The 24076-nt window shown below is 67.7% G+C and carries 23 protein-coding genes; 10 read left to right on the top strand and 13 right to left on the bottom strand.

The annotated features are described in order from the left end of the window. Nucleotides 1-97 precede the first annotated feature (97 nt). Nucleotides 98-1621 carry a fumarate hydratase gene (locus tag IB258_RS08935; RefSeq protein WP_054457515.1) on the top strand — a complete coding sequence of 508 codons (1524 nt, stop codon included), beginning with the start codon at nt 98-100 and terminating at the stop codon, nt 1619-1621. Between the two features lie 452 nt (nt 1622-2073). Here the strand turns inward: IB258_RS08935 and IB258_RS08940 are convergent, their stop codons facing one another. The 3 genes from IB258_RS08940 to IB258_RS08950 are packed head-to-tail and all read right to left on the bottom strand — an operon-like array spanning nt 2074 to nt 5088. Further along, a complete protein-coding gene (locus IB258_RS08940; protein WP_192352489.1) occupies nt 2074-3309 on the bottom strand; it encodes a CaiB/BaiF CoA-transferase family protein in 1236 nt (411 codons plus the stop codon). Further along, nucleotides 3306-4166 carry a MaoC family dehydratase gene (locus IB258_RS08945; protein ID WP_192352490.1) on the bottom strand — a complete coding sequence of 287 codons (861 nt, stop codon included), beginning with the start codon at nt 4164-4166 and terminating at the stop codon, nt 3306-3308. Before IB258_RS08945 ends, IB258_RS08940 begins: the two co-directional genes overlap by 4 nt. A gap of 7 nt (nt 4167-4173) precedes the next feature. Further along, nucleotides 4174-5088, bottom strand: a complete 915-nt coding sequence (locus tag IB258_RS08950) for an SDR family NAD(P)-dependent oxidoreductase (protein WP_192352491.1) — start codon at nt 5086-5088, stop codon at nt 4174-4176. Between the two features lie 149 nt (nt 5089-5237). On the opposite strand from IB258_RS08950, the gene IB258_RS08955 reads away from it, so the two are divergent. Both IB258_RS08955 and IB258_RS08960 read left to right on the top strand, forming a co-directional pair. Then, on the top strand, nt 5238-6137 hold the full coding sequence (locus IB258_RS08955) for a LysR family transcriptional regulator (protein WP_054457503.1): 900 nt from the start codon (nt 5238-5240) through the stop codon (nt 6135-6137). A gap of 128 nt (nt 6138-6265) precedes the next feature. Beyond that, nucleotides 6266-7261: a tripartite tricarboxylate transporter substrate binding protein gene (locus tag IB258_RS08960; RefSeq protein WP_054457501.1), complete on the top strand. Its 996-nt coding sequence runs from the start codon at nt 6266-6268 to the stop codon at nt 7259-7261. Here the strand turns inward: IB258_RS08960 and IB258_RS08965 are convergent. Genes IB258_RS08965 through IB258_RS08985 form a run of 5 tightly spaced genes read right to left on the bottom strand, consistent with a single transcriptional unit; the run spans nt 7258 to nt 12376 of the window. After that, nucleotides 7258-8220: a nitronate monooxygenase family protein gene (locus IB258_RS08965; RefSeq protein WP_125473202.1), complete on the bottom strand. Its 963-nt coding sequence runs from the start codon at nt 8218-8220 to the stop codon at nt 7258-7260. The two genes, IB258_RS08960 and IB258_RS08965, sit on opposite strands and share 4 nt — an antisense overlap. 19 nt (nt 8221-8239) lie before the next feature. Continuing rightward, nucleotides 8240-9214, bottom strand: a complete 975-nt coding sequence (locus IB258_RS08970) for a tripartite tricarboxylate transporter substrate binding protein (RefSeq protein WP_175181103.1) — start codon at nt 9212-9214, stop codon at nt 8240-8242. 56 nt (nt 9215-9270) lie between these two features. Further along, entirely contained in the window at nt 9271-10791 is a 1521-nt protein-coding gene (locus IB258_RS08975) for a class I adenylate-forming enzyme family protein (protein ID WP_119451448.1), read from the bottom strand. 11 nt (nt 10792-10802) lie between these two features. Continuing rightward, nucleotides 10803-11975, bottom strand: a complete 1173-nt coding sequence (locus IB258_RS08980; RefSeq protein ID WP_054457495.1) for a thiolase — start codon at nt 11973-11975, stop codon at nt 10803-10805. Continuing rightward, the gene (locus tag IB258_RS08985) at nt 11972-12376 is read right to left on the bottom strand and encodes a Zn-ribbon domain-containing OB-fold protein (RefSeq protein ID WP_054457618.1); all 405 of its coding nucleotides are present in this window, start codon (nt 12374-12376) and stop codon (nt 11972-11974) included. Before IB258_RS08985 ends, IB258_RS08980 begins: the two co-directional genes overlap by 4 nt. A gap of 196 nt (nt 12377-12572) precedes the next feature. On the opposite strand from IB258_RS08985, the gene IB258_RS08990 reads away from it, so the two are divergent. From IB258_RS08990 to paaG, 3 genes are read left to right on the top strand one after another with little or no spacing between them, the layout of a single operon-like run. Continuing rightward, on the top strand, nt 12573-13763 hold the full coding sequence (locus IB258_RS08990) for an acyl-CoA dehydrogenase family protein (protein ID WP_125473198.1): 1191 nt from the start codon (nt 12573-12575) through the stop codon (nt 13761-13763). Between the two features lie 35 nt (nt 13764-13798). Next, on the top strand, nt 13799-14911 hold the full coding sequence (locus IB258_RS08995; RefSeq protein WP_192352492.1) for an acyl-CoA dehydrogenase family protein: 1113 nt from the start codon (nt 13799-13801) through the stop codon (nt 14909-14911). Next, nucleotides 14908-15729 (top strand): 2-(1,2-epoxy-1,2-dihydrophenyl)acetyl-CoA isomerase PaaG, encoded by an 822-nt coding sequence (paaG, locus tag IB258_RS09000; RefSeq protein WP_054457488.1) that lies wholly within the window; start codon nt 14908-14910, stop codon nt 15727-15729. The genes IB258_RS08995 and paaG overlap by 4 nt, the downstream gene beginning before the upstream one ends. Before the next feature lie 16 nt (nt 15730-15745). Here paaG and IB258_RS09005 read toward each other — a convergent pair whose 3' ends face one another. Beyond that, nucleotides 15746-16639 carry a LysR family transcriptional regulator gene (locus tag IB258_RS09005; protein WP_054457486.1) on the bottom strand — a complete coding sequence of 298 codons (894 nt, stop codon included), beginning with the start codon at nt 16637-16639 and terminating at the stop codon, nt 15746-15748. 150 nt (nt 16640-16789) lie between these two features. On the opposite strand from IB258_RS09005, the gene IB258_RS09010 reads away from it, so the two are divergent. Genes IB258_RS09010 through IB258_RS09025 form a run of 4 tightly spaced genes read left to right on the top strand, consistent with a single transcriptional unit; the run spans nt 16790 to nt 20569 of the window. After that, entirely contained in the window at nt 16790-17620 is an 831-nt protein-coding gene (locus IB258_RS09010) for a MaoC family dehydratase N-terminal domain-containing protein (RefSeq protein WP_054457484.1), read from the top strand. Continuing rightward, a complete protein-coding gene (locus IB258_RS09015) occupies nt 17617-18810 on the top strand; it encodes a CaiB/BaiF CoA-transferase family protein (protein WP_054457482.1) in 1194 nt (397 codons plus the stop codon). Before IB258_RS09010 ends, IB258_RS09015 begins: the two co-directional genes overlap by 4 nt. After that, the gene (locus IB258_RS09020) at nt 18807-19640 is read left to right on the top strand and encodes a CoA ester lyase (RefSeq protein WP_192352493.1); all 834 of its coding nucleotides are present in this window, start codon (nt 18807-18809) and stop codon (nt 19638-19640) included. Before IB258_RS09015 ends, IB258_RS09020 begins: the two co-directional genes overlap by 4 nt. 32 nt (nt 19641-19672) lie before the next feature. Next, nucleotides 19673-20569: a sugar kinase gene (locus IB258_RS09025; RefSeq protein WP_054457478.1), complete on the top strand. Its 897-nt coding sequence runs from the start codon at nt 19673-19675 to the stop codon at nt 20567-20569. 23 nt (nt 20570-20592) lie between these two features. On the opposite strand, the gene IB258_RS09030 is transcribed toward IB258_RS09025, so the two are convergent. The 4 genes from IB258_RS09030 to hda are packed head-to-tail and all read right to left on the bottom strand — an operon-like array spanning nt 20593 to nt 23843. Continuing rightward, nucleotides 20593-21078, bottom strand: coding sequence for a 2-amino-4-hydroxy-6-hydroxymethyldihydropteridine diphosphokinase (locus IB258_RS09030; RefSeq protein WP_054457477.1), 486 nt, complete (start codon nt 21076-21078; stop codon nt 20593-20595). Between the two features lie 3 nt (nt 21079-21081). Continuing rightward, nucleotides 21082-22446 carry a polynucleotide adenylyltransferase PcnB gene (pcnB, locus tag IB258_RS09035; RefSeq protein WP_054457475.1) on the bottom strand — a complete coding sequence of 455 codons (1365 nt, stop codon included), beginning with the start codon at nt 22444-22446 and terminating at the stop codon, nt 21082-21084. Next, on the bottom strand, nt 22447-23145 hold the full coding sequence (locus IB258_RS09040) for an HAD family phosphatase (RefSeq protein WP_013391641.1): 699 nt from the start codon (nt 23143-23145) through the stop codon (nt 22447-22449). Beyond that, nucleotides 23142-23843 carry a DnaA regulatory inactivator Hda gene (gene hda, locus IB258_RS09045; protein ID WP_054457473.1) on the bottom strand — a complete coding sequence of 234 codons (702 nt, stop codon included), beginning with the start codon at nt 23841-23843 and terminating at the stop codon, nt 23142-23144. The genes IB258_RS09040 and hda overlap by 4 nt, the downstream gene beginning before the upstream one ends. Nucleotides 23844-24076 lie beyond the last annotated feature (233 nt).

Consider the following 24076-nt stretch of genomic DNA (forward strand, 5'->3'; position numbering starts at 1 on the left):
TGGGACGGCCCGGCGGCAAAAATAGTTCTTTCTCCATCGCGGCGGGCTAGTCACGCCGGCCGCGTTTTCACGTTTTTCATCTAGACCCGATATCGCCATGTCAGTCATCATCAAAGAAGAAGACTTCATCCAGTCGATAGCCGATGGCATCCAGTTCATCAGCTACTACCACCCGGTCGACTACATCCGTCACCTGGCCCGCGCCTACGAGCGCGAGGAAAGCCCCGCCGCGCGCGACGCGATGGCCCAGATCCTGACCAACTCGCGCATGTGCGCCGAGGGCAAGCGTCCGCTGTGCCAGGACACGGGCATCGTCAACGTGTTCCTGAAGGTCGGCATGGGCGTGCGTTTCGAGACCAAGCGCACGCTGCAGGAACTCTGTGACGAAGGCGTGCGCCGCGGCTATCTGAACCCGGACAATCCTTTGCGCGCCTCGGTGCTGGACGATCCGCTGTTTGCGCGCAAGAACACGCGCGACAACACGCCCTGTATCCTGCACGTCGAGCTTGTCCCGGGCGACAAGGTCGACGTGCAAGTCGCTTCGAAGGGCGGCGGTTCGGAAAACAAGTCGAAGTTCGCGATGCTGAATCCGAGCGATTCGCTGGTGGACTGGGTGCTGAAGACGGTGCCGACGATGGGCGCGGGCTGGTGCCCGCCGGGCATGCTGGGCATCGGCGTCGGCGGCACGGCCGAGAAGGCCATGCTGATGGCGAAGCAGTCGTTGATGGAAGACATCGACATGTACGAGCTGCTGGCCCGCGGTCCGCAGAACAAGCTGGAAGAGCTGCGTATCGAGCTGTATGAGAAGGTCAACGCGCTGGGTATCGGCGCGCAGGGCCTGGGCGGTTTGACGACGGTGCTGGACGTCAAGATCAGCACGTTCCCGACGCACGCGGCGTCCAAGCCCGTGGCGATGATCCCGAACTGTGCGGCGACGCGCCACGCGCACTTCGAACTGGACGGCTCGGGCCCCGCTCGCCTGGATCCGCCGTCGCTGTCGGAGTGGCCGGAAGTGCACTGGGCGCCGGACTACAACAAGTCCAAGCAGGTGGACCTGAATACGCTGACCAAGGAAGAAGTGGCCAGCTGGAAGCCGGGCCAGACGCTGCTGCTGTCGGGCAAGATGTTGACGGGCCGCGATGCGGCGCACAAGCGTATCCAGGACATGTTGGCCAAGGGCGAGCCGCTGCCGGTGGATTTCAAGAATCGCGTCATTTACTACGTGGGTCCGGTGGATCCGGTGCGCGACGAAGTGGTCGGCCCGGCGGGTCCCACTACCGCTACGCGCATGGATAAGTTCACGGACATGATGCTGGAGCAGACGGGCCTGATCGCGATGATCGGCAAGTCGGAGCGCGGTCCGGTGGCTATCGAATCCATCAAGAAGCACAACTCGGCTTATCTGATGGCGGTGGGCGGCGCGGCTTACCTGGTGTCGAAGGCTATCCGTGGCGCGAAGGTGCTGGGTTTTGCGGACCTGGGCATGGAAGCCATCTACGAGTTCGACGTGAAGGACATGCCGGTGACTGTGGCGGTTGACGCTCAGGGTACCTCTGTCCATACCACGGGGCCCAAGGAATGGCAGGCCAAGATCGGGAAGATTCCTGTCGCTGTGGCTTGATTCCGTAGGCTGTGAGAAAAACGGCTGCCAGGGGACTGGTGGCCGTTTTTTTTGGCTTTAGTGCCTAGTGCTTCGTAGGCCGCCCGTCGGCGCGGGCGTCTGGGTGGCGAGCGCCCACGATTGCGGTCCGGAGCGTTCGCTCCGGACTGCCCCGTTGTCATCCTCGTCCTCGCCTTCGGCGACTCCTACGGATTCCCTCGGGCGCATCGAGGTTGCTCGCCACCCAGACGCCCGCGCCGACGGGCTACGTTTGTCTTGGCCTGGCGCGCTACTGGAGCCGTGGTCGGGGGAGAGGCTTGATTTGCCCGTCATTATTGGCCGCCCGGGCGGCCAATAATGACATACGTGATTTATTTGATTGCTGTGGTGGCCGCTAGCGCGCATGCGGTGAGTGGCGTGTGGGGCTCATCGTCGTCCTGTGACTGGAGTCTTCGCTGTAGGCGCGGCCCTCGTCAGTTCGTCGTCTTTAATCCCTCGCGAAACACGGCGATCTCTTCTTGCGTCTTCCCCAGCACCTCCCGCAGCACTTCCTCCGTATGTTCCCCCAGCAGCGGCGGCGCGCGACGGTATTCCACCGGCGAGGCCGATAGCCGCAACGGGCTGGCTGTCACCGCCGCCATGCCGCCCGCCGGATGCGGCATATCGCGGCGCAGCTGACGCGCCAGCGCTTGTGGATGTGCCTGGGCCTGGGCGATATCGTTGATCGGCCCGCAGGGCACGCCCACGGCCTCGAGCTTGGCGATCCAGTCGTCGCGCTGGCCCTGGCGCATGATCTCGGTCAGCAGGCCGACCAGCAGCTCGCGGTTGGCCAGGCGCATGCGGTTGGTGGCGAAGCGCGGGTCGTCGCCCAGTTCGGGTGCGCCGATGGCGCGGCAGTATGCGCGGTACTGCGATTCATTGCCTGTGGCCACGATCAGGTGGCCGTCGCTGGCGGCGAACACCTGGTAGGGCACGACGTTCTGGTGGGCGTTGCCGGCGCGCTGGGGCGCCACACCGGAGTTGAAGTAGTTCGAGTTCTGGTTGGCCAGCAGGGCGACGTGGCTGTCCAGCAGGGCGATGTCCAGGTGCTGGCCCAGGCCGCTGTTGTGGCGTTCCTGCAGGGCGGCCAGGATGGCCACGGTGGCGTACATGCCGGTGACGATGTCGGTGACCGCCACGCCGGCTTTTTGCGGACCGCCGCCGGGCAGGTCGTCGCGTTCGCCGGTGATGCTCATCAGGCCGCCCATGCCCTGGATCACGAAGTCGTAGCCGGGGCGTTGCGCGTAGGGGCCGTCCTGGCCGAAGCCTGTGACGGAGCAATAGATCAGGCGCGGGTTGATCTGCTTCAGGCTGTCGTAGTCCAGGCCGTACTTGGCGAGGCCGCCCACCTTGAAGTTCTCGACCAGGATGTCGCTGGCGGCCGCCAGTTCGCGGATCAGCGCGGCGCCTGCGGGCGTGGCCATGTCGGCTTCGACGGAACGCTTGTTGCGGTTGGCGCTGAGGTAGTAGGCGGATTCCTCGGTGTCTTGGCCCGCGCCGTCCTTGAGGAACGGCGGGCCCCAGGCGCGGGTGTCGTCGCCGACGCGCGGGCGTTCGATCTTGATGACGTCGGCGCCCAGGTCGGCGAGGTTCTGCGTGCACCAGGGGCCGGCCAGGATGCGCGACAGGTCCAGTACGCGGATGCCGGTCAATGCGGGCGGGCGGGTCATGGCTTCAGCTCCGCGGTGCCGTGGCTCATGACCACCACGCCGCGTTCCAGCGCGCGGGCCTGGAAGCGGAGCTGGCCGTCGGGCAGGCGCCAGATGTCGCACTGCAGGGTTTCGCCGGGATACACCGGCGCCGAGAAGCGCGTGTTCAGGCTGACCAGGCGCGAGGCGTCGTAGCCGCAGCAGCTTTTGACGATGGCGTGCGCGACTACGCCGTAGGAGCACAGTCCGTGCAGGATGGGTTTGGGGTAGCCGGCCGCGCGTGCGACCTCGGGGTCTGCGTGCAGCGGATTGCGGTCGGCGTTCAGTCGGTACAGCAGGGCGCCGCTGGCGGGGATGCGGATTTCGCAGCTCAGGTCAGGGGCGCCGTCGGGCGCTGCGGGCAGGGCGGCGGGGCTGTCGTCTCCCTGTCCGAAGCCGCCGTCGCCGCGGCAGAAGGTGCTTTGGCGCAGGGTGGCCAGGCAGGCGCCGTCTTCGCCGTGCAGGGTGCGTTCGGTGATGATGATGGCGCCCTTGTCGGCGCCCTTGTCGATCACGTGCGTGTTGCGGCTTCTGCCGGTGACCACGCCCGCCGCCGGCAGGGGCGCATGCATGGTCAGCCGTTGTTCTCCGTGGACCACGCGTACCCAGTCGATGCCGGCGCGCGGATCCTGGACCCAGAAGCCCGGATAGCCCAGCACCACGCTCATGGTGGGGAAGGATTGCAAGCCTTTTTCGTACACGTAGCGCAACTGGCCGGCGTCTTCGGGGTCTTGCCCCAGGCCTATGCCCAGGGCGTACAGCATGGTGTCTTTTTCGTCGTAGCGCTGGCGGACTTCGTCGAAGCGCCAGTTCTTCACGGTTGCGTAGTCCAGGGGCATGGCGGCCTCAGATGGGATCCCAGTCGATGACGTCAGGCGAACGCTCCAACGCGTAGAAGTGCTTGCGCATGGCGGGCACGGCGATCTCGGCGATGCGCTCGGGCGTCCAGCCTTCGCCGTGGTGCACGGTGCGCAGCGGGCGCGGCTGGCTCATCAGCATGATCTCGTTGGCGCGCACCGCGAAGATCTGCGCGGTGACCTCGCTGGCCGCGTCGCTGGCCAGATACACGGCCATGGGCGCGACCTTGCCGGCTTCCATTTTCTTCAGCTTTTCGACGCGGGCTTTTTCTTCGTCGGTTTCGGCGGGAATGGAGCTGGTCATGCGGCTCCATGCGAACGGCGCGATGCAGTTGGAGCGCACGTTGTAGCGCGCCATGTCCAGCGCGATGGATTTCGACAGAGCCACGATGCCCAGCTTGGCCGCCGCGTAGTTGGCCTGGCCAAAGTTTCCGATCAGTCCGGACGTGGAGGTCATGTGCACGAACGCGCCGGACTCCTGTTCGCGAAAGTAGGGCGCCGCCGCGCGACTCATGAAGAAGGAGCCGTTCAGGTGCACGCCCAGCACCTGACTCCATTCCTCTTCGCTCATCTTGTGGAAAACCCGGTCGCGCAGATTGCCGGCATTGTTGACCACGGCATTGATGCGGCCGAAGGCGTCGATTGCCGTCTGCACGCAGCGGCTGGCGCTGTCGTACGCGGCCACGCTGTCGGTGTTGGCGACGGCCTGGCCGCCCGCCGCGACGATCTCCTTGACGACCGCTTGCGCGGGGCCATCCGCGCCGCCTTCGCCGGTGAGCGATACGCCGATGTCGTTCACCACCACCTTGGCGCCGGCCTGCGCCATGGCCAGTGCAATGCTGCGGCCGATGCCGCCGCCCGCGCCAGTCACGATCACCACTTTTCCGGAAACTATGCCGCTCATTGAAGCTGACTCCTGTGCTGCGGCGCGCGCGCCGTGTGGAAAACAGTTCCGCATCGAACGCTCTGGTTCGAGGGGATGCACCATGGTAGATTCGACGAGGCATGCGAAGAATTCAAAATTAGATATGCCCCCCTTCTGCGTGGTGGAACATGAGACACGATCTGACGGACCTGCGTTTGTTTCTGAACGTGGGGGAAACACTCAATCTGACCCGGGCTGCGGAACGCACCTTCCTGTCCCTGCCGGCGGCAAGCGCGCGGGTGAAGAACATGGAAGAGGCCTTCAAAGCCCGGCTACTGGTGCGCATGGCCACGGGCGTGGCGCTGACGCCGGCGGGCGAGGTGCTGCTCAAGCACGCGAACGCCGTGTTCCGGCAGCTGGAATGCCTGAACGCGGACCTGCAGCCCTATGCCAGCGGCCTGAAGGGACGCCTGCGCCTGCTGGCCAACACCACGGCCACCAATTCGTTCCTGGCCGACGCCTTGTCCACGTTTCTTGCGGAAAACCCTGACGTGGACGTGGAGCTGGAGGAAAAAATATCTGGCGATATCGTCATCGCCATACGCGCAGGCCAGGGAGACCTGGGGCTGGTGGCGGGCAATATCGACGTGTCGGGCCTGGACGTCACGCCGCTGTTCCGCGATGAACTCACCGTGGTCACGTCGCTGGACCACCCGCTGGCGGCCACGGAGTCCGCGCATTTCGCCGACTTGGTCGATGCCTACCAGTTCGTCGGCATCCATCCCGACAGCGCCATCCAGACCTTCCTGGAAGATATCGCCAGCGGCCTGGGCAAGCGCATCTGCCAGCGCGTGCACGTGGGTAGCTTCGAGGCCGTGTGCCGCATGGTGGAGGCGGGCGCGGGGATCGCGGTGGTGCCGCGCGCCTGCGCGGCGCGCTACAGCCGTCCGGATGCGCTGCACGTGCTCAAGCTGGATGACCCCTGGGCGTTGCGCGACCGTCTGCTGTGCCGCCAGCGCGGCCGCGACCTGCCCAGTTTCGCGGAATGCTTCATCGAACATGTGCAGCGTGCGGCGCGCGGCCTGTAGCGCGTTCCGAAGAGGGGCTTTTGCAAATATGTAGCGGTGGCTCCGCAGGTTCGGCAAATAATAAAAAAGGCGTCAGGCAGCAGTCCTAGAGCTTGGCCGCCCATAAAACCGAGAACCAGGAGACTGCCGTGACCGATCTACTACGTCGCCGCGCCGTTGCGCGGCTGGGCGCCGCGTGCGCCGCCGCCGCGCTGCCCGCGCTGTTCCCCAAGATGGCCCGCGCCGCCGCCTGGCCGGCGCATGCCGTGAACTTCATCGTGCCGTTTCCTGCGGGCGGCCCCGTGGACACGACCGCGCGCTTCACCACGCAGCCGCTGGGACAGCTGTGGTCGGTGCCCACGGTGGTCGACAACAAGTCGGGCGCTGGCGGCATCGTGGGCGCGCAGTTCGCGGCCAAGTCCGAGCCCGACGGCTACAACTATTTTTTTGCCTCCATCCACCATGCGGTGCTGCCCAGCCTGCGCGGCAATCTGAGCTACGACATTACGCGGGACTTCGTGCCGGTCGGCATGGCGGCGGTGTTTCCCATCGTGCTGGTGGTGAACGCGACGCTGCCCGTGAATTCGGTCAGCGAGCTGATCGCCTATGCCAAGGCCAATCCGGGCAAGCTGTCGTTCAGCTCGTCAGGCACGGGCGGCGGCACGCACCTGGCCGGCGAGTTGTTCAACGCCATGGCCGGCGTGCGCATCCAGCACGTGCCCTACCGCGGCAGCGCGCCCGCCATGCAAGACCTGCTGGGCGGACAGGTGCAGGTGATGTTCGCCGACGGTCCATCCGCCGTGCCGCATCTGAAGGGCGGCAAGGTGCGTGCGCTGGGGGTAGGCAATCCCACGCGTTCCAGCATGCTGCCCGACGTGCCTACCATCGCCGAGTCCGGTCTGCCAGGCTACGAGGCATACTCGTGGAGCGGCGTGATGGCGCCCAAAGGCACCCCGCCCGACATCGTGAAACGCGTGAATGCGGATCTCGTGAAGGTTCTGTCTGACCAGGCCACCGCGCAGGGCATGATCGCCGCAGGCGCCGAGCCCAAGCCCGGCACCCCAGAACAGTTTGGCGAGTTCGTCCGCGATGAAATCGCGAAATGGCGCGACGTCATCAAGACCGCCAACATCAAGCTGGACTAAAGCCGGCGCAGGGCTTCGCGCGCGGCGAGATATTCGGATTCCAGCTGATCCACCAGCATCGCGGCAGGCAGGATTTCCTGCGCCGCGCCCACGCCCTGGCCCGCGCTCCACACATCCTTCCAGGCCTTGGGCCGCGAACTCTTGTCCATGTTCGCGGGCGGGGCTACGCCGTTCCTGGCAAGCTCCAGGGGATCCAGGCCGGCTGCCCGGATGCTGGCCGACAGGTAGTTCGCGGGCACGCCCGAGAAGTAGGGCGTGTAGGTCACGTCTGCCGCCTGCGCCTGCAGCACCATTTCGCGATAGGCGTCGCCGGCCAGCGATTCCTGCGTCGCGATGAAGCGTGTACCCATGTAGGCGAAGTCGCAGCCCAGCACCTGCGCGGCCAGAATGTCCTTGCCGTGGCTGATGCAACCGGACAGCGCCAGCGGGCCGTCGTAGAAGGCGCGGATCTCGTTGACCAGCGCGAATGGGCTGATCTGCCCTGCATGGCCGCCTGCGCCCGCCGCCACCAGGATCAGGCCGTCGACCCCGGCGTCCAGCGCGCGCTTGGCGTGCCGCACATTGGTGACGTCATGGAATACCAGCCCGCCATAGCCGTGCGCGGCGGCCACCACGGCTTCGGGGGCATGCAGCGAGGTGATGATGAGCGGCACGCGGCGCTCGGCGCAGATGGCCAGATCGCCCTGCCAACGCGGATTGCTGGGGTGGACGATCAGGTTGACGCCATAGGGCGCGATTTGCGCGTCGGGTGCGGCCTGGCGCTTCGCGGCCAGGCCGTTCTCGATGCGCGTGAGCCAGTCGTGCAGCTGCTCCTGCGGACGGGCGTTGAGCGACGGAAAGGTGCCGATGATCCCCGCCGCGCATTGCGCCACCACCAGGTCCGGTCCGGAGACCAGGAACATGGGGGCGCCGATGACGGGGAGGCGGGTGTGGGCGTGCAGCGCGAGCGGGGGATTCATCTGGATGCTCCGGTGGTACTCAATTGGCCTGGATGTTGGCGCTTTGGATGACGTCGGACCACAAGGCGTATTCACGGTCGATGCGCGATTGCAGCGCCTTGGAGTCGCCGGTGTTGATGGTGTAGCCGCCATCGGTCATGGCCTGGCGGAAGGCCGGATCGCTGGAGACTTCGTTCAGCGCGCGGGTCAGGCGGGCCGCGACGGCGTCGGGCAGTTTCTTCGGCCCCACCAGCGCGTACCAGCCGACCACTTCGTAGTCCTTCATGCCGGCTTCGACCATGGTGGGCACGTCGGGTAGTTCGGGGTTGCGGGTCTTGGACGTGACCGCCAGGGCGCGCGCTTTGCCGCTCTTGACGAAGGGGATGGCGGTGCTGGTGATGTCGAACATGAAGGTGATCTTGCCGCTGATCACATCGACCATGGCGGGCGAGTTGCCGCGGTAGGGCACGTGCAGCATGGGCGCGCCCGCCTGCTTCTTCAGCAGCTCGGCCGACAGGTGGTTGGACGCGCCGATGCCGGCGGAACCGAACGACACGGCATCCGGATGGGCCCGGGCGTAGGTGACCAATTCGCTGACGTTCTTGGCTGGGATCTGCGGGCCGATCAGCAGAACGTTGGCGTAGTCCACCACCAGCCCGATCAACGAGAAGTCCTTGCGCGGATCGAACAGCGTGCTGCGCTGTACCAGCGGCGACATGGTGAGGGTGGGGCTGGCGGCGAAGCCCAGCATGTAGCCGTCGGGCGCGGCCTTGGCGGTGGCGTCGGAGGCGATCATGCCGCTGGCGCCGGCGCGGTTTTCCACCACCACGGACTGGCCCAGCTTGTCGCCCAGGTACTTGGCGAAGACGCGGGCGGTGGTGTCCACGGGGCCGCCGGGGGCATAGCCCACCAGCAGCCGGATGGGGCGTTCGGGATAGGCGTCGGCCCAGGCGTTTGAGGCCGTGGCCAGCGCCGCCGTGGCGGCGGCCGCGGCGAGCAGGGTCTTGATGTTCACGCTGTAGTCTCCTTGTGGGTAAGTGGCGGGTCGTGCAGCGGAACAGCTAGCCGCGGCTACGCCAGCCTTTCTTTCAGCGGCTGCTTGAGGATCTTGCCGCTGACGGTGGTGGGAATGGTGTCGATGGGGATGATGCGGGCGGGCCGCTTGTACGGCGCCAGCTGCGCGCGCAGATGCAGCATCAGCAGGTTGGTGTCCACGGTGGCGCCGGGCAAGGGCTCGACGAAGGCGATGACTTCTTCGTTCTGGTCGGCGGTGGGGCGCCCGACCACGGCCGACAGGCGCACGCCGGGGAACGCGTTGATGACGGATTCGACTTCCAGCGGATAGACATTGAAGCCGGAGCGGATGATCAAGTCCTTGGAGCGTCCTGCGATGTACAGCGCGCCCTGTTCGTCGACGTAGCCGATGTCGCCGGTGTTGAGCCAGCCGCCGGGCAGCAGCGCCTGCGCGGTTTGTTCGGGATTGCGGTAGTAGCCCAGCATGACGCCCGGGCCGCGGATCAGGATGTCGCCGCGCTCTCCGGGTGCGGGCGCGCCGTTGTCGGGGTTGCCGATCCGCATTTCCACGCCTTCGACCGCATGGCCGGCCGAGCAGTCGCTGCGCGGCGCATCGATGCGGGTGACAAACATGGAGCCCGCGTATTCGGTGATGCCGTAGCCGTGGTGCATGGCGACGCCGAAATAGCGCTCGGCGTCGCGCTTTAGCGTGGGATCCAGCGCGGCGCCGCCCGTGTACAGGTAGCGCAGGGCAGGGGCGCGCAGCTCCGCGCGCGGCGGCGCCACGGCCATCATGCGGCTGAACATGGTGGGCACGCCCTGCAGGATGCTGACGCCGGGATGGGCCAGGGCCTTGAAGGCGTCGGCGGCGTCGAAGCGGCTGCGCAGCACCAGGCTGGCGCCGGCGTGCACCGTGGCCATCAGCACGGTGGCGATGCCGAAGATGTGCGACATGGGCAGTGCGGCGTAGCCGATGTCCTGCGGCGTCAGGCGGCGCGAGGCGGCGGACACGCGGGCGAAATGCAGCAGGCCGCGGTGCGGCACGAGGACGCCCTTGGGCGCGCCCGTGGTGCCGGACGTGTAGATCACCGTGGCCACTTCCGCGGCCGTGTCGCCAGTTTCGGCCTGCGTGGGCGCATCCGCTCTTGCGGTCTGCATGCCTGGGCCCCAGACGTCCGGGTCGGCGTCGGCGGCGCCGGCGTGCTCGGCATGGGCTGCGGCGGCGGGCGAGACGCCGCTGGTGTAGAGCAGCAGTTCGGGCTGCGCGTGAACGCGGATGGCGTCGATCTCGCGCGCGGACAGGCGCGCGTTCACGCCCACCGGCCAGGCGCCCGCCACGCTGCAGGCAAACAACGCGGCGACCATGGCCGCGCAGTTTTCACCGGCGATCAGCACGCGGTGCCCGGGACGTACGCCCTGTTCTTCGAGCCATGCGGCCGCGGCCTGCACGCGCCGCCAGAACTGCGCGTAGCTCAGTTTGCCGCCGCCTTCCTCGTACAGAAAGGTGGCGTCGGGCCGCTGGCCGGCTTGCTGCGCCAGCAATTGATGGATGCGGGTAAGAGGGGCTGCCGGGGACATGGTTGCGTCGCTCAAAGCGTGGCCTGGGTGCCCAGGATGGCGGTGGATTGGCTGGACAGGGTGCCGCCGTTGCCGTGCACCAAGGCCAGATGCGCATCGGCGACCTGGCGCGCGCCGCATTCGCGGCGCAGCTGGCGGACGGCCTCGATCATGATGAAGACGCCGTACATGCCGGGATGCACGCAGCACAGCCCGCCGCCGTTGGTGTTGACCGGCAGCGCGCCGCCAGGGGCGATGGCGCCGCCCGCGATGAAGTCCTTGCTTTCGCCCTTGGCGCAGAAGCCCAGGTCTTCCAGGAACAGCAGGGTGTTGATGGTGAAGGCGTCGTACAGTTCCACCACGTCGATGTCCCGGGGCGCAACGCCTGCCATCTCGAAGGCCCGCTTGCCGGACTCGGCCGCGGCGGTCACGGTCAGGTCTTCCATGGACGAGATCTGGCGGTTCCAGACCGCGGTGGCGTTGCCCAGCACGTAGACCGGCGGACGCGGCAGGTCGCGGGCGCGCTCGGCGCGCACCAGCACGTAGGCGCCGGCGCCGTCGGTGACCAGGCAGCAATCGCGCACGCTCAAGGGATCGGACACCATGCGGGCCGAGAGGATCTGGTCCAGCGTGGCGGGTTCGCGCAATTGCGCTTCGGGATTCAGCTGGGCCCATTGGTTGGCGGCCAGCGCCACCTGCGCCAGGTGCTCGCGACGCGTGCCGTATTGATGCATGTGGCGCGCGGCCGCCAGTGCGTAGGAGGACAGGGGACTCAGCGGCTCGTAGGGCGTTTCGTACGGCTGTGGATCGAACTGCTTGCGGACCCGGCCGATCTCGGCGCGGCTCAAGGTGGAAGTGCGCTGCGTGCTGCCATAGCAGACCAGCACCGCGTTGCACTGACCGGATGCCAGCGCGTGCAGCGCGGGCAGCAGGTGCGCGACGAAACTGGAGCCGCCCAGCATGGTGCTGTCGATGAAGCTGGGGCGGATGCCCAGGTGTTCGATGACCGGCATGGCCCACATGGGCGCGGCCACGCTGGCGGTGCAGATGCCGTCGATGTCGCGCATGGTGAGGCCGGCGTCTGCCACCGCGCGCTGCGCGGCCTGCACCAGGATTTCCATTTCGGTGTAGCCCGCGGCTTGGCCCAGGCCCGCGTGGCCCACGCCGGCCACCGCCACGGCGCCGCGCAGATCGTTCAGCGTCATTGCGCCTCCTGGTTGGGTCGGAAGATCAGGAGGCCGCGGCCGTCCTGCTGCGCCACCTGCGCGCGCACCGCCATGCCGATATGCACGGCGTCCGGCGCCACGCCTTCGACGCGGCTCATCAGCCTGACGCCTTCCTGCAGGTCTATCAGCGCCACGTTGTAGTCGCCGCCCGCCTCGGGCTTGCGGCGCACCACGGTGGTGGAATAGACCTCGCCGCGCCCGTCGGGCTCGGTCCAGGCGAGTTTGTCCGCGCCGCAATGCGGGCAGATCATGCGGGGGTAGAACACGGCGCGGTTGCAGCCCGCGCAATGCTGGATGAGGAAGCGGCCTTGGTCCAGCGCCTGGCGGTATTGCGCCTCGACGCCTTGCGGCGCGACGGCCTGCTGATCGGGAACGGTCATGATGCCTACGGGTTCCAGTGGATGACGCTTGCAAGTGTCGGCACTGGCGGCGGGTTCGGCCATTCTTCATTGCTGAAGCTGGCCTTCTGCCGGCCCGTAGTGGGGCGCCCTATGTCCTGCGCGAAGCCCGTCTTCGGAAGAGGCAGATTGTCCGGCGTGCCCCCGCGTGGCTAGATATCGGAAAAGGAGCCCGACCATGAATCTGACCTGGACGCCGCAGGAGCGGCTATTCCGCGAAGAAGTGCGCGCCTTCGCCACGGACAAGCTGCCGCAGGACATACGCGACAAGGTGCTGCGCCACCAGCGGCTGGAGCGCGAGGACTACGTACGCTGGCATAACATCCTGGCCGACCAGGGCTGGGGCGCGCCGAACTGGCCGGTCGAGCATGGCGGCACCGGCTGGAATGCATTGCAGCGGCTGATCTTCGAGGTCGAATGTTTCAAGGCCGGCGCGCCGCGCCTGTTGCCATTCGGCCTGTCCATGATCGGCCCGGTCCTGATGAAGTACGGCAGCGCCGAGCAGCAGGCGCGCCTCTTGCCTCGCATCATCCGCGTGGAGGACTGGTGGTGCCAGGGCTATTCCGAACCGGGGTCGGGGTCCGATCTGGCCTCGCTCTCGACCCGCGCCGTGCGCGACGGCGACGAATACGTCGTCAACGGCCAGAAGACCTGGACCACCCTGGCTCAGTACGCCGATTGGATGTTCTGCCTGGTCCGCACCGACCCCGAGGCCCGCGCGCAGCGCGGCATCTCCATGCTGCTGCTGGACATGCGTACGCCGGGCGTGACCGTGCGCCCCATCCGCACGCTGGATGGGGGGCACGACGTGAACGAGGTCTGGCTGGAGAACGTGCGCGTGCCCGTGGCCAACCTGGTGGGCGTGGAGAACCAGGGCTGGACCTATGCCAAGTACCTGCTGGGCCACGAGCGCACCGGCATCGCAGGCCTGGGCCATTGCCACCGCGAACTGGGCGTGCTCAAGCACATGGCGGTGCAGGCGCAGTCCCGGGGCAAGCCCCTGTTGGCCGACGGCCGGTTCCGCGACCGCATCTCGCGCATCGAGGTGGACATCATGGCGCTGGAAATGCTGCTGCTGCGCGTGGCCTCCAGCAACGACGGCACGCCGGGGCCGGAAGCGTCGGTGCTGAAGATCCGCGGCTCCGAGATCCAGCAGGACCTGGCCATGCTGCAGATGGAGGTGGCGGGGCCGGACGCCTGGCCCTATGACCCCGATTGGCTGCAGGCAGACCATGGATACAGCGGTCCTGGGCCGGAACTGGCGGCTGCGGCGGGCGCCGGCTATGCCGACATGCGCAAGACCTCGATCTACGGCGGCACCACCGAAGTGCAGAAGGGCATCATCGCCCGCCTGGTGCTGGGCCTGTAGGCCCGGCCTCGCGCAACCCGACAGGAAGACGACGCATGGATTTCATCTATACCGAAGAACAACGCATGCTGGCCGACAGCCTGCGGCGACTGGTGGACCAGGAATGGACGCACGCGCGCCGCCGGGCCCGGCAGGCGGCGGGCAAGCTGGATGCCGACGCCTGGGCCGCGCTGGCTGAACTGGGCGTTCTGGGCCTGACCATCCCGCAGGATTTCGGCGGCTTCGGCGAAGTGCCCGCCAGCCTGCTGCCCGTGCACGTGGAACTGGGACGCGGATTGGTGTCTGAGCCGGTCATTCCCAGCGCGGTCATGGGCGCGGCGCTGATCGAAGCCTGCGGCGGCGAAGCGCGCGGCTTGTGGCTGCCGGCCATCGCCTCGGGCGACGCCGTGGTCAGCGTGGCGTACCAGGAGCCCGGCCGCCGCTACGACACCGATCCGCGCGATTGCCGCGCCAGCAAGACTGCCGATGGCTGGCGGCTGGACGGCGCCAAGCATCTGGTCTGGCACGGCGCGGCAGCCACCGCGTGGTTGGTCAGCGCGCGCGGCGACGGGGGCGAGACCCTGTTGCTGGCGGTGCCGGCGGATACGGCAGGCGTGAGGATCACCGATACACCCACGCTGGACGGCGCGCGCTGCGCCCGGCTGGATCTGAACGCGGTCAATCTGGCGCCCGAGGCCTTGCTGGCGCAAGGGACCGCCGCCGACCAGGCGCTGGCGCAGTCCTTGCAATGGGGCACGGCCGCGCTATGCGCGCACGCCGGGGGCGCAATGGAGCGGCTGCTGGAAATCACCGTCGACTACCTGAAGGCGCGCAAGCAGTTCGGCCAACCGCTGGCCTCGTTCCAGGCCTTGCAGCATCGCCTGGCGGAAATGCTGGTGGCCAAGGAACTGGCTTTGTCCATGGCTTATGTGGCAGTGGCGGCGCTGACCGAAACCGACGCAGCGCAGCGCCGCCGCATGATCGCCTCCGCGAAGTTGGAAGCCGCGCGCGCCGGACGCCTGGTGGCGCAACTGGCGGTGCAGCTGCATGGCGGCATGGGCATGACCGACGAGCTGGACGTGGGCGATTACTTCAAACGGCTGACCGTCGTGGACCAGCTGCTGGGCGATACGGCCGAGCAACTGGCGGTGCTGGAGGAACTGGCATGAGCGCAGCGGCGACGACACAGGTCGAAGGCGGCTACACCCAGATCCGCTTCACGCTGGAGCGGGGCGTGGGCGTCATCACACTGAACCGGCCCGACCGGTTGAACAGTTTCACGGAAGTCATGCATGCCGAGCTGGCGCGGGCGCTGGATGCCATGGAGGCGGACAGCGGCCTGCGCGGACTGATCATCACGGGCGCGGGCCGGGGCTTTTGCGCTGGGCAGGACCTGGGCGAGCGCAAGCCGGCTGAGGACGGAGCACGTCGCGACCTGAGCCTGATTCTTGAGCAGTGCTACCGACCGCTGATCACCCGGCTGCGTAACTTGCCGGTGCCGGTGGTGTGCGTGATGAACGGCGTCGCGGCCGGCGCAGGCGCCAGCCTGGCGCTGGCTTGCGACGTGGTGTTCGCAGTGGAGTCGGCGCGCTTCATTCAGGCCTTCAGCAAGATCGGCCTGCTGCCGGATGCCGGCGGCACCTGGTTCCTGCCGCGTTTGGTGGGCTCTGCGCGGGCCATGGGCGCCGCGCTGTTCGGCGAAGCGCTCAGCGCCAGGCAGGCGGAAGCCTGGGGCCTGATCTGGCGTGTGGTGCCAGACGCCGCGCTGGCGGACACGCTGGCCGAAGTCGCCGATACGCTGGCGGCCGGACCTACGCGCGCCTATGCGGCTACCAAGGCGGCGCTGCACGCGTCCAGCGGCAACACGCTGGCGCAGCAGTTCGATCTGGAATGCCGCTTGCAGCGCGAACTGGGCTACACCGACGACTACCTGGAAGGCATGCGGGCGTTCGCGCAGAAGCGCCCGCCGGCGTTCACCGGCGCCTGAGCTTTGCAGACGGCCGTCAGGGCGTCCGCGCCGCCTGGATCTGTTCTATGAGTTCGCGCGCGCAACCCGGCAGAGCGTCGATGTCGCGCACCAGCAGCTTGCGTTCGCGCACCACCCAGGGCTCGTCCAATTCGACCACGCGTAGCTTCATGTCGGCGCCATAGCGCCGCGCGGCGGAGTCGGGGATGACGCCGATGCCCACGCCCGCCTGCACCATCCGGCAGATGGAATCGAAGCTGTAGAGCTGGATGCGCTGGGGCAGGCGCTGGCCCACCTGTTCCAGCTGGTCGCGCAGGAAGGCGACCAGGGTGGAACCTTCGTGCATGGTGATGAAGGGGTAGCGCACCGCCTCGGCCAGCTTGATCTTTTCCTGATCCTGCAGCGGGTGGCCATTGGGCACCACCAGCACCAGCTTGTCGGTGCTGAAGTGGATGGTCTGCAATTCGGGCGCATCCACCGGGCCGGCCACGATGCCCAGGTCGGTGGTGCCGTCCAGCACGCCGCGCACGATGTCGCGGGTCAGGCGTTCCTGCAGGTCCACGGTGACGCCAGGGTGGCCGGACAGGAATTGCGCCAGGATGTCCGGCATGAATTCCGTGACCGCCGTGGTGTTGGCGAAGATGCGGATGTGGCCGGCGTCGCCGTCGGCCTGCTCCTGGAAGTCATGTTTCAGGTGGTCCACCTGGCGCATGATGACGCGCGCGTGCTGCAGCAGCTTCTGGCCCGCGGGCGTGATCTCCACTCCGCGGCTGTCGCGGTACAGGAGGCGGGTATTGAGCTGGTTCTCCAGCGCCTTGATGCGCACGCTGACGGCTGCCAGGGACAGGTGCGCCCGCTTGGCAGCCTGGGTCAGGCTGGGGGATTCGGCGATGTGGATGAACAGGCGTAGGTCGGCGAGGTCGAAGTGCATGGGCCATATATTACGGCGCGAGGCGTCGGGCCGGGAGGCAGGGGTGCGATTCAGGCAGCGCAAACCCCGCCTTGAGCAAAAACGAATTCACAAGCGGGACGGCTTGCGGGCATGCTTCAGTCTGTAAAAACCCCAGCAGAGGATATCGGCATGACATCTACAGATCCGGCCGCCTGGATCGGCAGCGGCGAACGCAGGGCGGACGCCATGGATCCGGGCCACGCCGCGCGCATTGCGGCAACCCTGGGCGGTCCGGCGCCGGTCCAGGGCGATGCCTTGCCGCCGCTGTGGCAATGGGCGTTCTTCATTTCCACGGTGGACATGGGCGGGCTGGGGACGGATGGCCATCCGGCGCGCGGCGGCTTTTTGCCGCCGGCCCAGGACCGCAACCGCATGTGGGCGGGCGGCCGGGTCGAGTTCCGCCGGCCGCTGTTGGTCGGCGTGCCCGCGGAGCGCGAATCCACGGTGATCGATGTCAAGGAAAAGGCAGGGCGCACTGGCGCACTGCTGTTCGTGACCGTGCGCCACGAGTTCCGCCAGGAAGGCGAGGTCGCCATCCACGAGGAGCAGGACATCGTCTATCGGCAGCCGACGCCGCCCAAGCTCACGGGCAGCGAGCCCGCGCCGCAGGCGCAGTGGCGCGATACCGTTGAGCCGTCGCCGGTGCTGCTGTTCCGCTACTCGGCGGTGACCTTCAACGGCCATCGCATCCACTACGACCATCCCTACGTGACGGGCACCGAGGGCTATCCCGGGCTGGTGGTGCACGGCCCGCTCATCGCCACCGAGATGGTTGCCGCCTTCTCCCGCGCCCATCCGCAGGCGCGCCTGACCCATCTGTCGTATCGCGGCCTGCGTCCGCTGATTGCGCCCGCACCCTTCCAGGTGGCCGGCCGCTTGACCGAGCCGGGCGTGGCCCAGCTCTGGGCTGAGCAGGACGGCACGCTGGCCCACCAAGCTGAACTGAGGTTTACAGAATGAGCATAGAGGCCCCCCGTCCCCTGGACGGCATCACCGTCGTCAGCCTGGAGCACGCGATCGCCGCGCCGTTCTGCACCCGCCAGCTCGCGGACATGGGCGCGCGCGTCATCAAGATCGAACGTCCCGGCGGCGGGGACTTCGCCCGCGGCTACGACGAGCGCGTGCGCGGCCTGTCCTCGCATTTCGTCTGGACCAACCGGTCCAAGGAAAGCCTGACGCTGGACCTCAAGCGCGAGGAGGCGGGTGGCGTCATGGAGCGCCTGCTGGAGACGGCCGACGTGCTGGTGCAGAACCTGGCGCCCGGCGCCGCTGCGCGTCTGGGACTGTCTTTTGACGCCCTGCACAAGAAGTATCCGCGCCTGATCGTCTGCGATATCTCGGGCTATGGCGAAGGCGGGCCCTATCAGGACAAGAAGGCCTACGACCTGCTGATCCAGAGCGAAAGCGGTTTCCTGTCCGTGACGGGTACCAGGGACGATCCGGTCAAGGCCGGTTGCTCCATTGCCGACATCGCGGCCGGCATGTACGCCTATTCCGCGATCCTGAACGCATTGCTGCTGCGGCAGAAAACGGGCCTGGGCAGCCGCCTGGACGTCTCCATGCTGGAGAGCATGGTGGAGTGGATGGGGTTTCCCATGTACTACGCCTTCGACGGCGCCACGCCGCCCGTGCGCGCGGGCGCGGCCCACGCCTCCATCTATCCCTACGGGCCGTTCCCCGTGGGCGACGGCGCCACCATCATGCTGGGCCTGCAGAACGAGCGCGAATGGCGCGTGTTCTGCGCCCAGGTGCTGCGCCAGGCGGAACTCGCGGAAGACCCGCGCTTCATCTCCAATTCGCTGCGCACCGCCAACCGCGACGACCTGCGCGCGCTGATCGTGGCCGCCTTCGCCGACCTGTCCATCGAACAGGTGACGCAGCGGCTGGAGGACGCGCAGATCGCCAATGCGCGCGTCAACGACATGGCCGGCGTCTGGGCCCATCCGCAATTGCAGGCCCGAGGCCGCTGGAGCCAGGTGGACAGCCCCGCCGGCGAGCTGCCCGCGCTGCTGCCTCCGGCCAGCAGCAACGCCTTCGCGCCGCGCATGGCCGCGGTGCCCGCGGTGGGCCAAAACACCGATGCGGTGCTAGCATCATTGGGATACGCGCCCGATCAGGTGGCGCAGTTCCATGCATCGGAGGTCGTGTGACGCATCCCGTTGTCCGTAGCGCGCTGTTCGTGCCGGCGTCGCGCCCCGAGCGCATCCCCAAGGCGCTGGCCGCCGGCGCCGACGCCGTCATCGTCGATCTGGAAGACGCGGTGGAGCATCTGGCCAAGGCGGCCGCCCGGGAAGCGCTGTGCGATTTCCTGGGGACGAATCCGCGCGCCCGGCTGTGGGTGCGGATCAACGACGCCTCCACTTCCTGGCACGACGACGATCTCAAGGCCTGCCGCGGCAAGCCCGGGGTGGCCGGCGTGCTGCTGCCCAAGGCCGAGAGCCTGGCGCAGGTGCGCCATGTGGTCCAGGCGGGCCTGCGGGTGATTCCCATCCTGGAAACCGCCCAGGGCATCCTCAACGTTGCGGAAGTCGCCGCCACGCCCGGCGTGGAGCGCCTGGCCTTCGGCAGTCTGGACTACGGCCTGGACCTGGGACTGACGCCCGATACGCCGGGGGCGAAAACCGTGCTGGACCACGCGCGCGTGCAGGTGCTGCTGCACAGCCGCGCAGCCGGACTGGCGCCCGCGCTGGATGGCGTGTTTCCGGGCATCCAGGACCAGGCCGGGCTGGCGCATGCCGCCGGCCGCGCGCAGCAAATGGGCTTTGGCGGCATGCTGTGCATCCACCCCACGCAAGTGCCGGTGATCCACGCGGCCTTCGTGCCCGCGGCGCAGGAACTGGCCTGGGCGCGCCGCGTCATCGCCACGCATCGCGACACTTCGGCCGGCACCTTCATGCTGGACGGCAAGATGGTCGACGCTCCAGTCATCGCACGCGCGCGACTGGTGCTGGCGCAGGCGGGCGAAACCACCGGCATCTAGGCCGGTTCCGATCACTTCTTTCCGGCAGCTCCATGGGCGAAGCGCTCTTCATCGGACACACTTATATCGACGTCACCGTGCTGGCGGACGAATGGCCTACGGGCGATGAAAAAAGCGTGGCGCGCGACTACGCGGTGTCCTTCGGCGGCAACGCGGTGACGGCCGCGTTCGCCTGCGCGCGGCTGGGCACGCCGCCGGACCTGATCTGCTCGCTGGCATCGGACTGGCTGGGCCACATGTACACGGACATGGCGGCGGCGCACGGGGTGTCGCTGCATGCGCGCAAAGTGAGCCGTTCGTCCCTGTCCTTCATCATGCCCAATCACGGCAAGCGCGCCATCGTGCGTGCGCGCGACGTGGACTACCTGAACGACTTTCCGCGGCTGGACATCGGCGGCTACCGTGCCTTGCACCTGGACGGGCATCAGCCCGACGCCGCCCTGCATTACGCGCAGGCGTGTCGGCAGGCGGGCGTGCTGACCTCGCTCGATGGCGGCGGCGTGCGCGAGAACACCGACGAGCTGCTGCGCCACGTCGACGTGGCGGTCTGCGCGGAGCGCATGTGCGAACAATTGGGGCTTGCGCCGTCAGGCCTGCTGGAACTGCTGAAGGCGCGCGGCTGCCGCATCGGCGCGGTCACCATGGGCGAGCGCGGCATGCTCTGGTACGACGAGACGGGAACGGTGGATGTCCTGCCCGCGCTGGACGTGCCGGCCGCCAGCATTGTCGATACCTCGGGGGCCGGGGACGTGTTCCACGGCGCCTACGTCTGGTCCTATCTGAACCGGCCGGAACTGCCGTGGGCGGAGCACTTCACCTTTGCGCGCGCGGCTTCGGCCCACAAGATCCAGCATCTGGGCAATGAAGCGGGCCTGCCGCAGGTCGAGGACGTGGAGCGCGTGCTGATGGCCTACGCGCCGAAGGAATAGCGGGCGGGCTTGGCCGCCGGCGTTCAGTCCGCGATGCGCGTTATCGGCTGGTCGTGGATCGCGGCGATCCAGTCGCCGATGGGCTTGCCTTGCAGCGCCAGGCCGGGAGCCAGGTCGCGCAGGGGCAGCAGCACGAAGGCGCGCAGGTGCATGCGAGGGTGGGGCAGCGTCAGCCGCTCATGGTCCAGCACGGTGTCGCCGTACAGCAGCAGGTCCAGATCCAGCGTGCGCGGCGCATTCTTGTAGGGGCGCTCGCGGCCGTGCCGGTTTTCCAGCGCCTGCAGCGCATCCAGCAGGGCCAGCGGGGTCAGATGCGTGTCCAGCGCCGCCACGGCGTTGACGAAGTCGGGGCCGGTGGCTTCGACCGGCGCGCTGCGGTAGAACGGCGATGCCGCCACCGCGGCGATGCCGCCGGTTTCCTGCAATTCAGCCAGGACACTGCGCAGCGTGGCTGCGCCGTCGCCCAGATTGGCGCCCAGCGCGACGTAGGCGCGCACAGGAGCGGTCATGACTTAACCCGCTGCGGGCGGCGTGCCGCGCGAGGGCGAACGGCGCGGACGGCGGCGCTTGCGCGGGGCGGAGGGGGCGTCGCCGGCATCGCGCGGTTGGCGGGACACCTCCTCGATCATCTCGCTGCGGGTGACGTCGTCGGCGTTGGCCAGGTCCATCCACCATTGCGCCAGCACGCTGTCGAACTCGCCGGCGGCGGCGCGCAGTTGCAGGAAGTCGCAGGCGGCGCGGAAGCGCGGCTGTTCGATCATGCGGTAGATGGTCTTGCCCATGCGGCGCTCGAAACGTGGCTGCATGAACCAGATCTCGCGCATGTCGGACGAGAAGCGGCGCTGGATGGCGAGCTTTTCGGTCTGTTCGTCCAGCACCGAATCGGCGGCTTGCGACAGGGCGGGGATGGTGTGCTCGCCCTGCGCGCGCAGCTGCTTCCAGCGCGCTTCCACCTGTTGCCACAGCAGCGCGGCGAACAGGAAGCTGGGGCTGATGGTCTTGCCCGAGCGCACGCGCGCGTCGGTGCGTTCCAGCGCAAGCTCCACGAAATGCTCGCCGCCGGGTTGCTCCAGCACCACGTCCAGCAGGGGCAAGAGGCCCTTGTGCAGGCCGTCGGCGCGCAGCTGGCGCAGGCAGTCCATGGCATGGCCGCAGGTCAGCAGCTTGAGCATTTCGTCGAACAGGCGCGAGGCCGGTACGTTCTCGATGAGCTCGGCCATGGTGCTGATGGGCTGGCGCGTGGCCGGGTCGATGGTGCCGTTCAGCTTGGCGGCGAAGCGCACGGCGCGCAGCATGCGGACCGGGTCTTCGCGGTAGCGCTTGGTCGGGTCGCCGATGATGCGGACCTGGCGCTTTTTAAGGTCGGCCACGCCGTTGTGGAAGTCAATGACTTCCTCGTTGTGCGGGTCGTAGTAGAGCGCGTTCATGGTGAAGTCGCGGCGCGCCGCGTCTTCTTCGTGCGAACCGAACACGTTGTCGCGCAGGATGCGGCCGTGTTCGTCGGTCTCCTGGTCTTCCGAGGCGGGGGCGCGGAAGGTGGAGGTTTCGATGATTTCCTGGCCGAAGACCACGTGCACCAGCTGGAAGCGGCGGCCGATGATGCGGGCGCGGCGGAACAGCGGACGGATCTGCTCGGGCGTGGCGTTGGTGGCCACGTCGAAGTCCTTGGGCTCCAGGCCCACGATCAGGTCGCGCACGGCGCCGCCGACGATGTAGGCGTCATAGCCGTGCTGGCGCAGCACCTCGCAGACCTTGATCGCGTGGCGCGAGACGTTGCGGCGGTCGATGCCGTGCTTGTCGCGCGCGATGCGCAACGGCCCCCGGGCTGCCGGCGCGAATAGTCGGCCGACGAATTTTTTTATGGTTTCAGTGATCATTTAGGACTTCGAATCTTCCATGTGGTCGAACAAGTCGATCACCTGCCAGCCGCGCTCCTGGGCGATGCCGCGCAGGGTGGGGCTGGGGTTGGCTGCGATCGGACGGGTCACTTTCTCCAGCAGGGGTACATCGTTGACCGAATCGCTATAGAAAAACGATTCCGAAAAATCCGCAAGCCCCAAACCCATGCCGGCCAGCCAGTCGTTGACGCGCACCACCTTGCCTTCCTTGAAACTGGGCGTGCCCAGGATGCGGCCGGTGTAGCGCCCGCGCAGGTATTCCGCGTCGGTGGCCACGAGGTGGGGCACGCCGAAGGCGCGCGCGATGGGAGCGGTGACGAAGCTGTTGGTGGCCGTGACCACCGCGCACAGGTCGCCGGCTTCCAGGTGCGATTGCACCAGGTCGCGCGCGGCGGGCGTCATGGACGGGCGGATCACTTCTTCCATGAAGGCTTCATGCCAGGCCGCCAGGTCGTAAGGCGTGTGCGCGGCCAGCAGGCCGAGCATGAACTCGGCCGCCTGCTCGGCGGTGAGCTCGCCGCGGTTGTAGCGATCCATCAGATCGTCGTTCTGGCGGCGGGCTTCGGCGGGATCCCCGGCGCGGCCCGTGCGTGCCAGATAGTCGGCCCATTGGTAGTCGCTATCCAGCGGCAACAGGGTGTGATCCAGGTCGAACAGGGCGAGACGTCGGGAGGTCATGTGCGTTGTGAATCAGGATCTGCGAGCATGGCCCGCAGCAGAGGTAGGGTGATGGGACGGCCGGTGGCCAGGGAATAGCGGTCCAGCGCGTCGATCAGCTCCGCCAGCTTGCGGATGTCGCGCTCGTGGTGCGTGAGCATCCAATTGATGATTTCGGGCGCCAGGTGCATGCCGCGGGCAGCCGCCTGGGCCGACAGGGCGGCCAGCTTGTCGGCGTCGGACAGCGGGTCAAGGCGGAAAACCAGGTCCCAGCCCAGGCGCGTGCGCAAGTCCTCGCGCAGCGGCATCGACAGCGGAGCGCGGTCGCCCGCCAGCGCCAGCGCGAAGGCGCGGCCGGTGGCGGCGGATTCGCGCCAGCGGTTGTAGAGCGCGAACAGGGCGGCCTGGCGGCTGTCGTTCATGCGGTGCACGTCGTCGACCGCCACGAACTTGGGCATGGGCGACTTGGAATCGGCTTCGGCCAGGCGGCGCAGCATGTTTTCGCCAGTCTCGGCGTCGATATAGACGGCGTCGGGGCGGGCGGTCAGCGCGCGCAGGAGATGGCTGCGGCCGCAGCCCGCGGCGCCCCAGATGTACAGGGCGCGGCCAGGAAGCAGCGCGCGCACTGCCGCCAGCGCTTCCCCGTTGGGGCCGGCGATATAGTTGTTCAGCGATGGCGCTGGCGCGGGAAGAACGTCAAGCAGCAGCTGGCGGTTCATGGGAGCTTACAGGGTGCCGAAACGAGGCGGGTAGTACGGGTCAATACGGCTACAGGTCAGTACAACGGGTCAAAACGTCGCCGGCCGGGCGCGAAACTCCGGGGTTTGCACCACGGAACCGACAAAATCAATACCGGCCAACCCTACACTTTAAACCACCTGGGGCCAGGGTGTCGCGTCGATGGGCCTGGGCTGGCTTGGGTTTGCGCCGATCCGGCCCCTCTTGCCCGCCC

Source organism: Achromobacter sp. ACM02 (genome assembly GCF_014851605.1).
GTDB lineage: Bacteria > Pseudomonadota > Gammaproteobacteria > Burkholderiales > Burkholderiaceae_B > Achromobacter > Achromobacter aegrifaciens.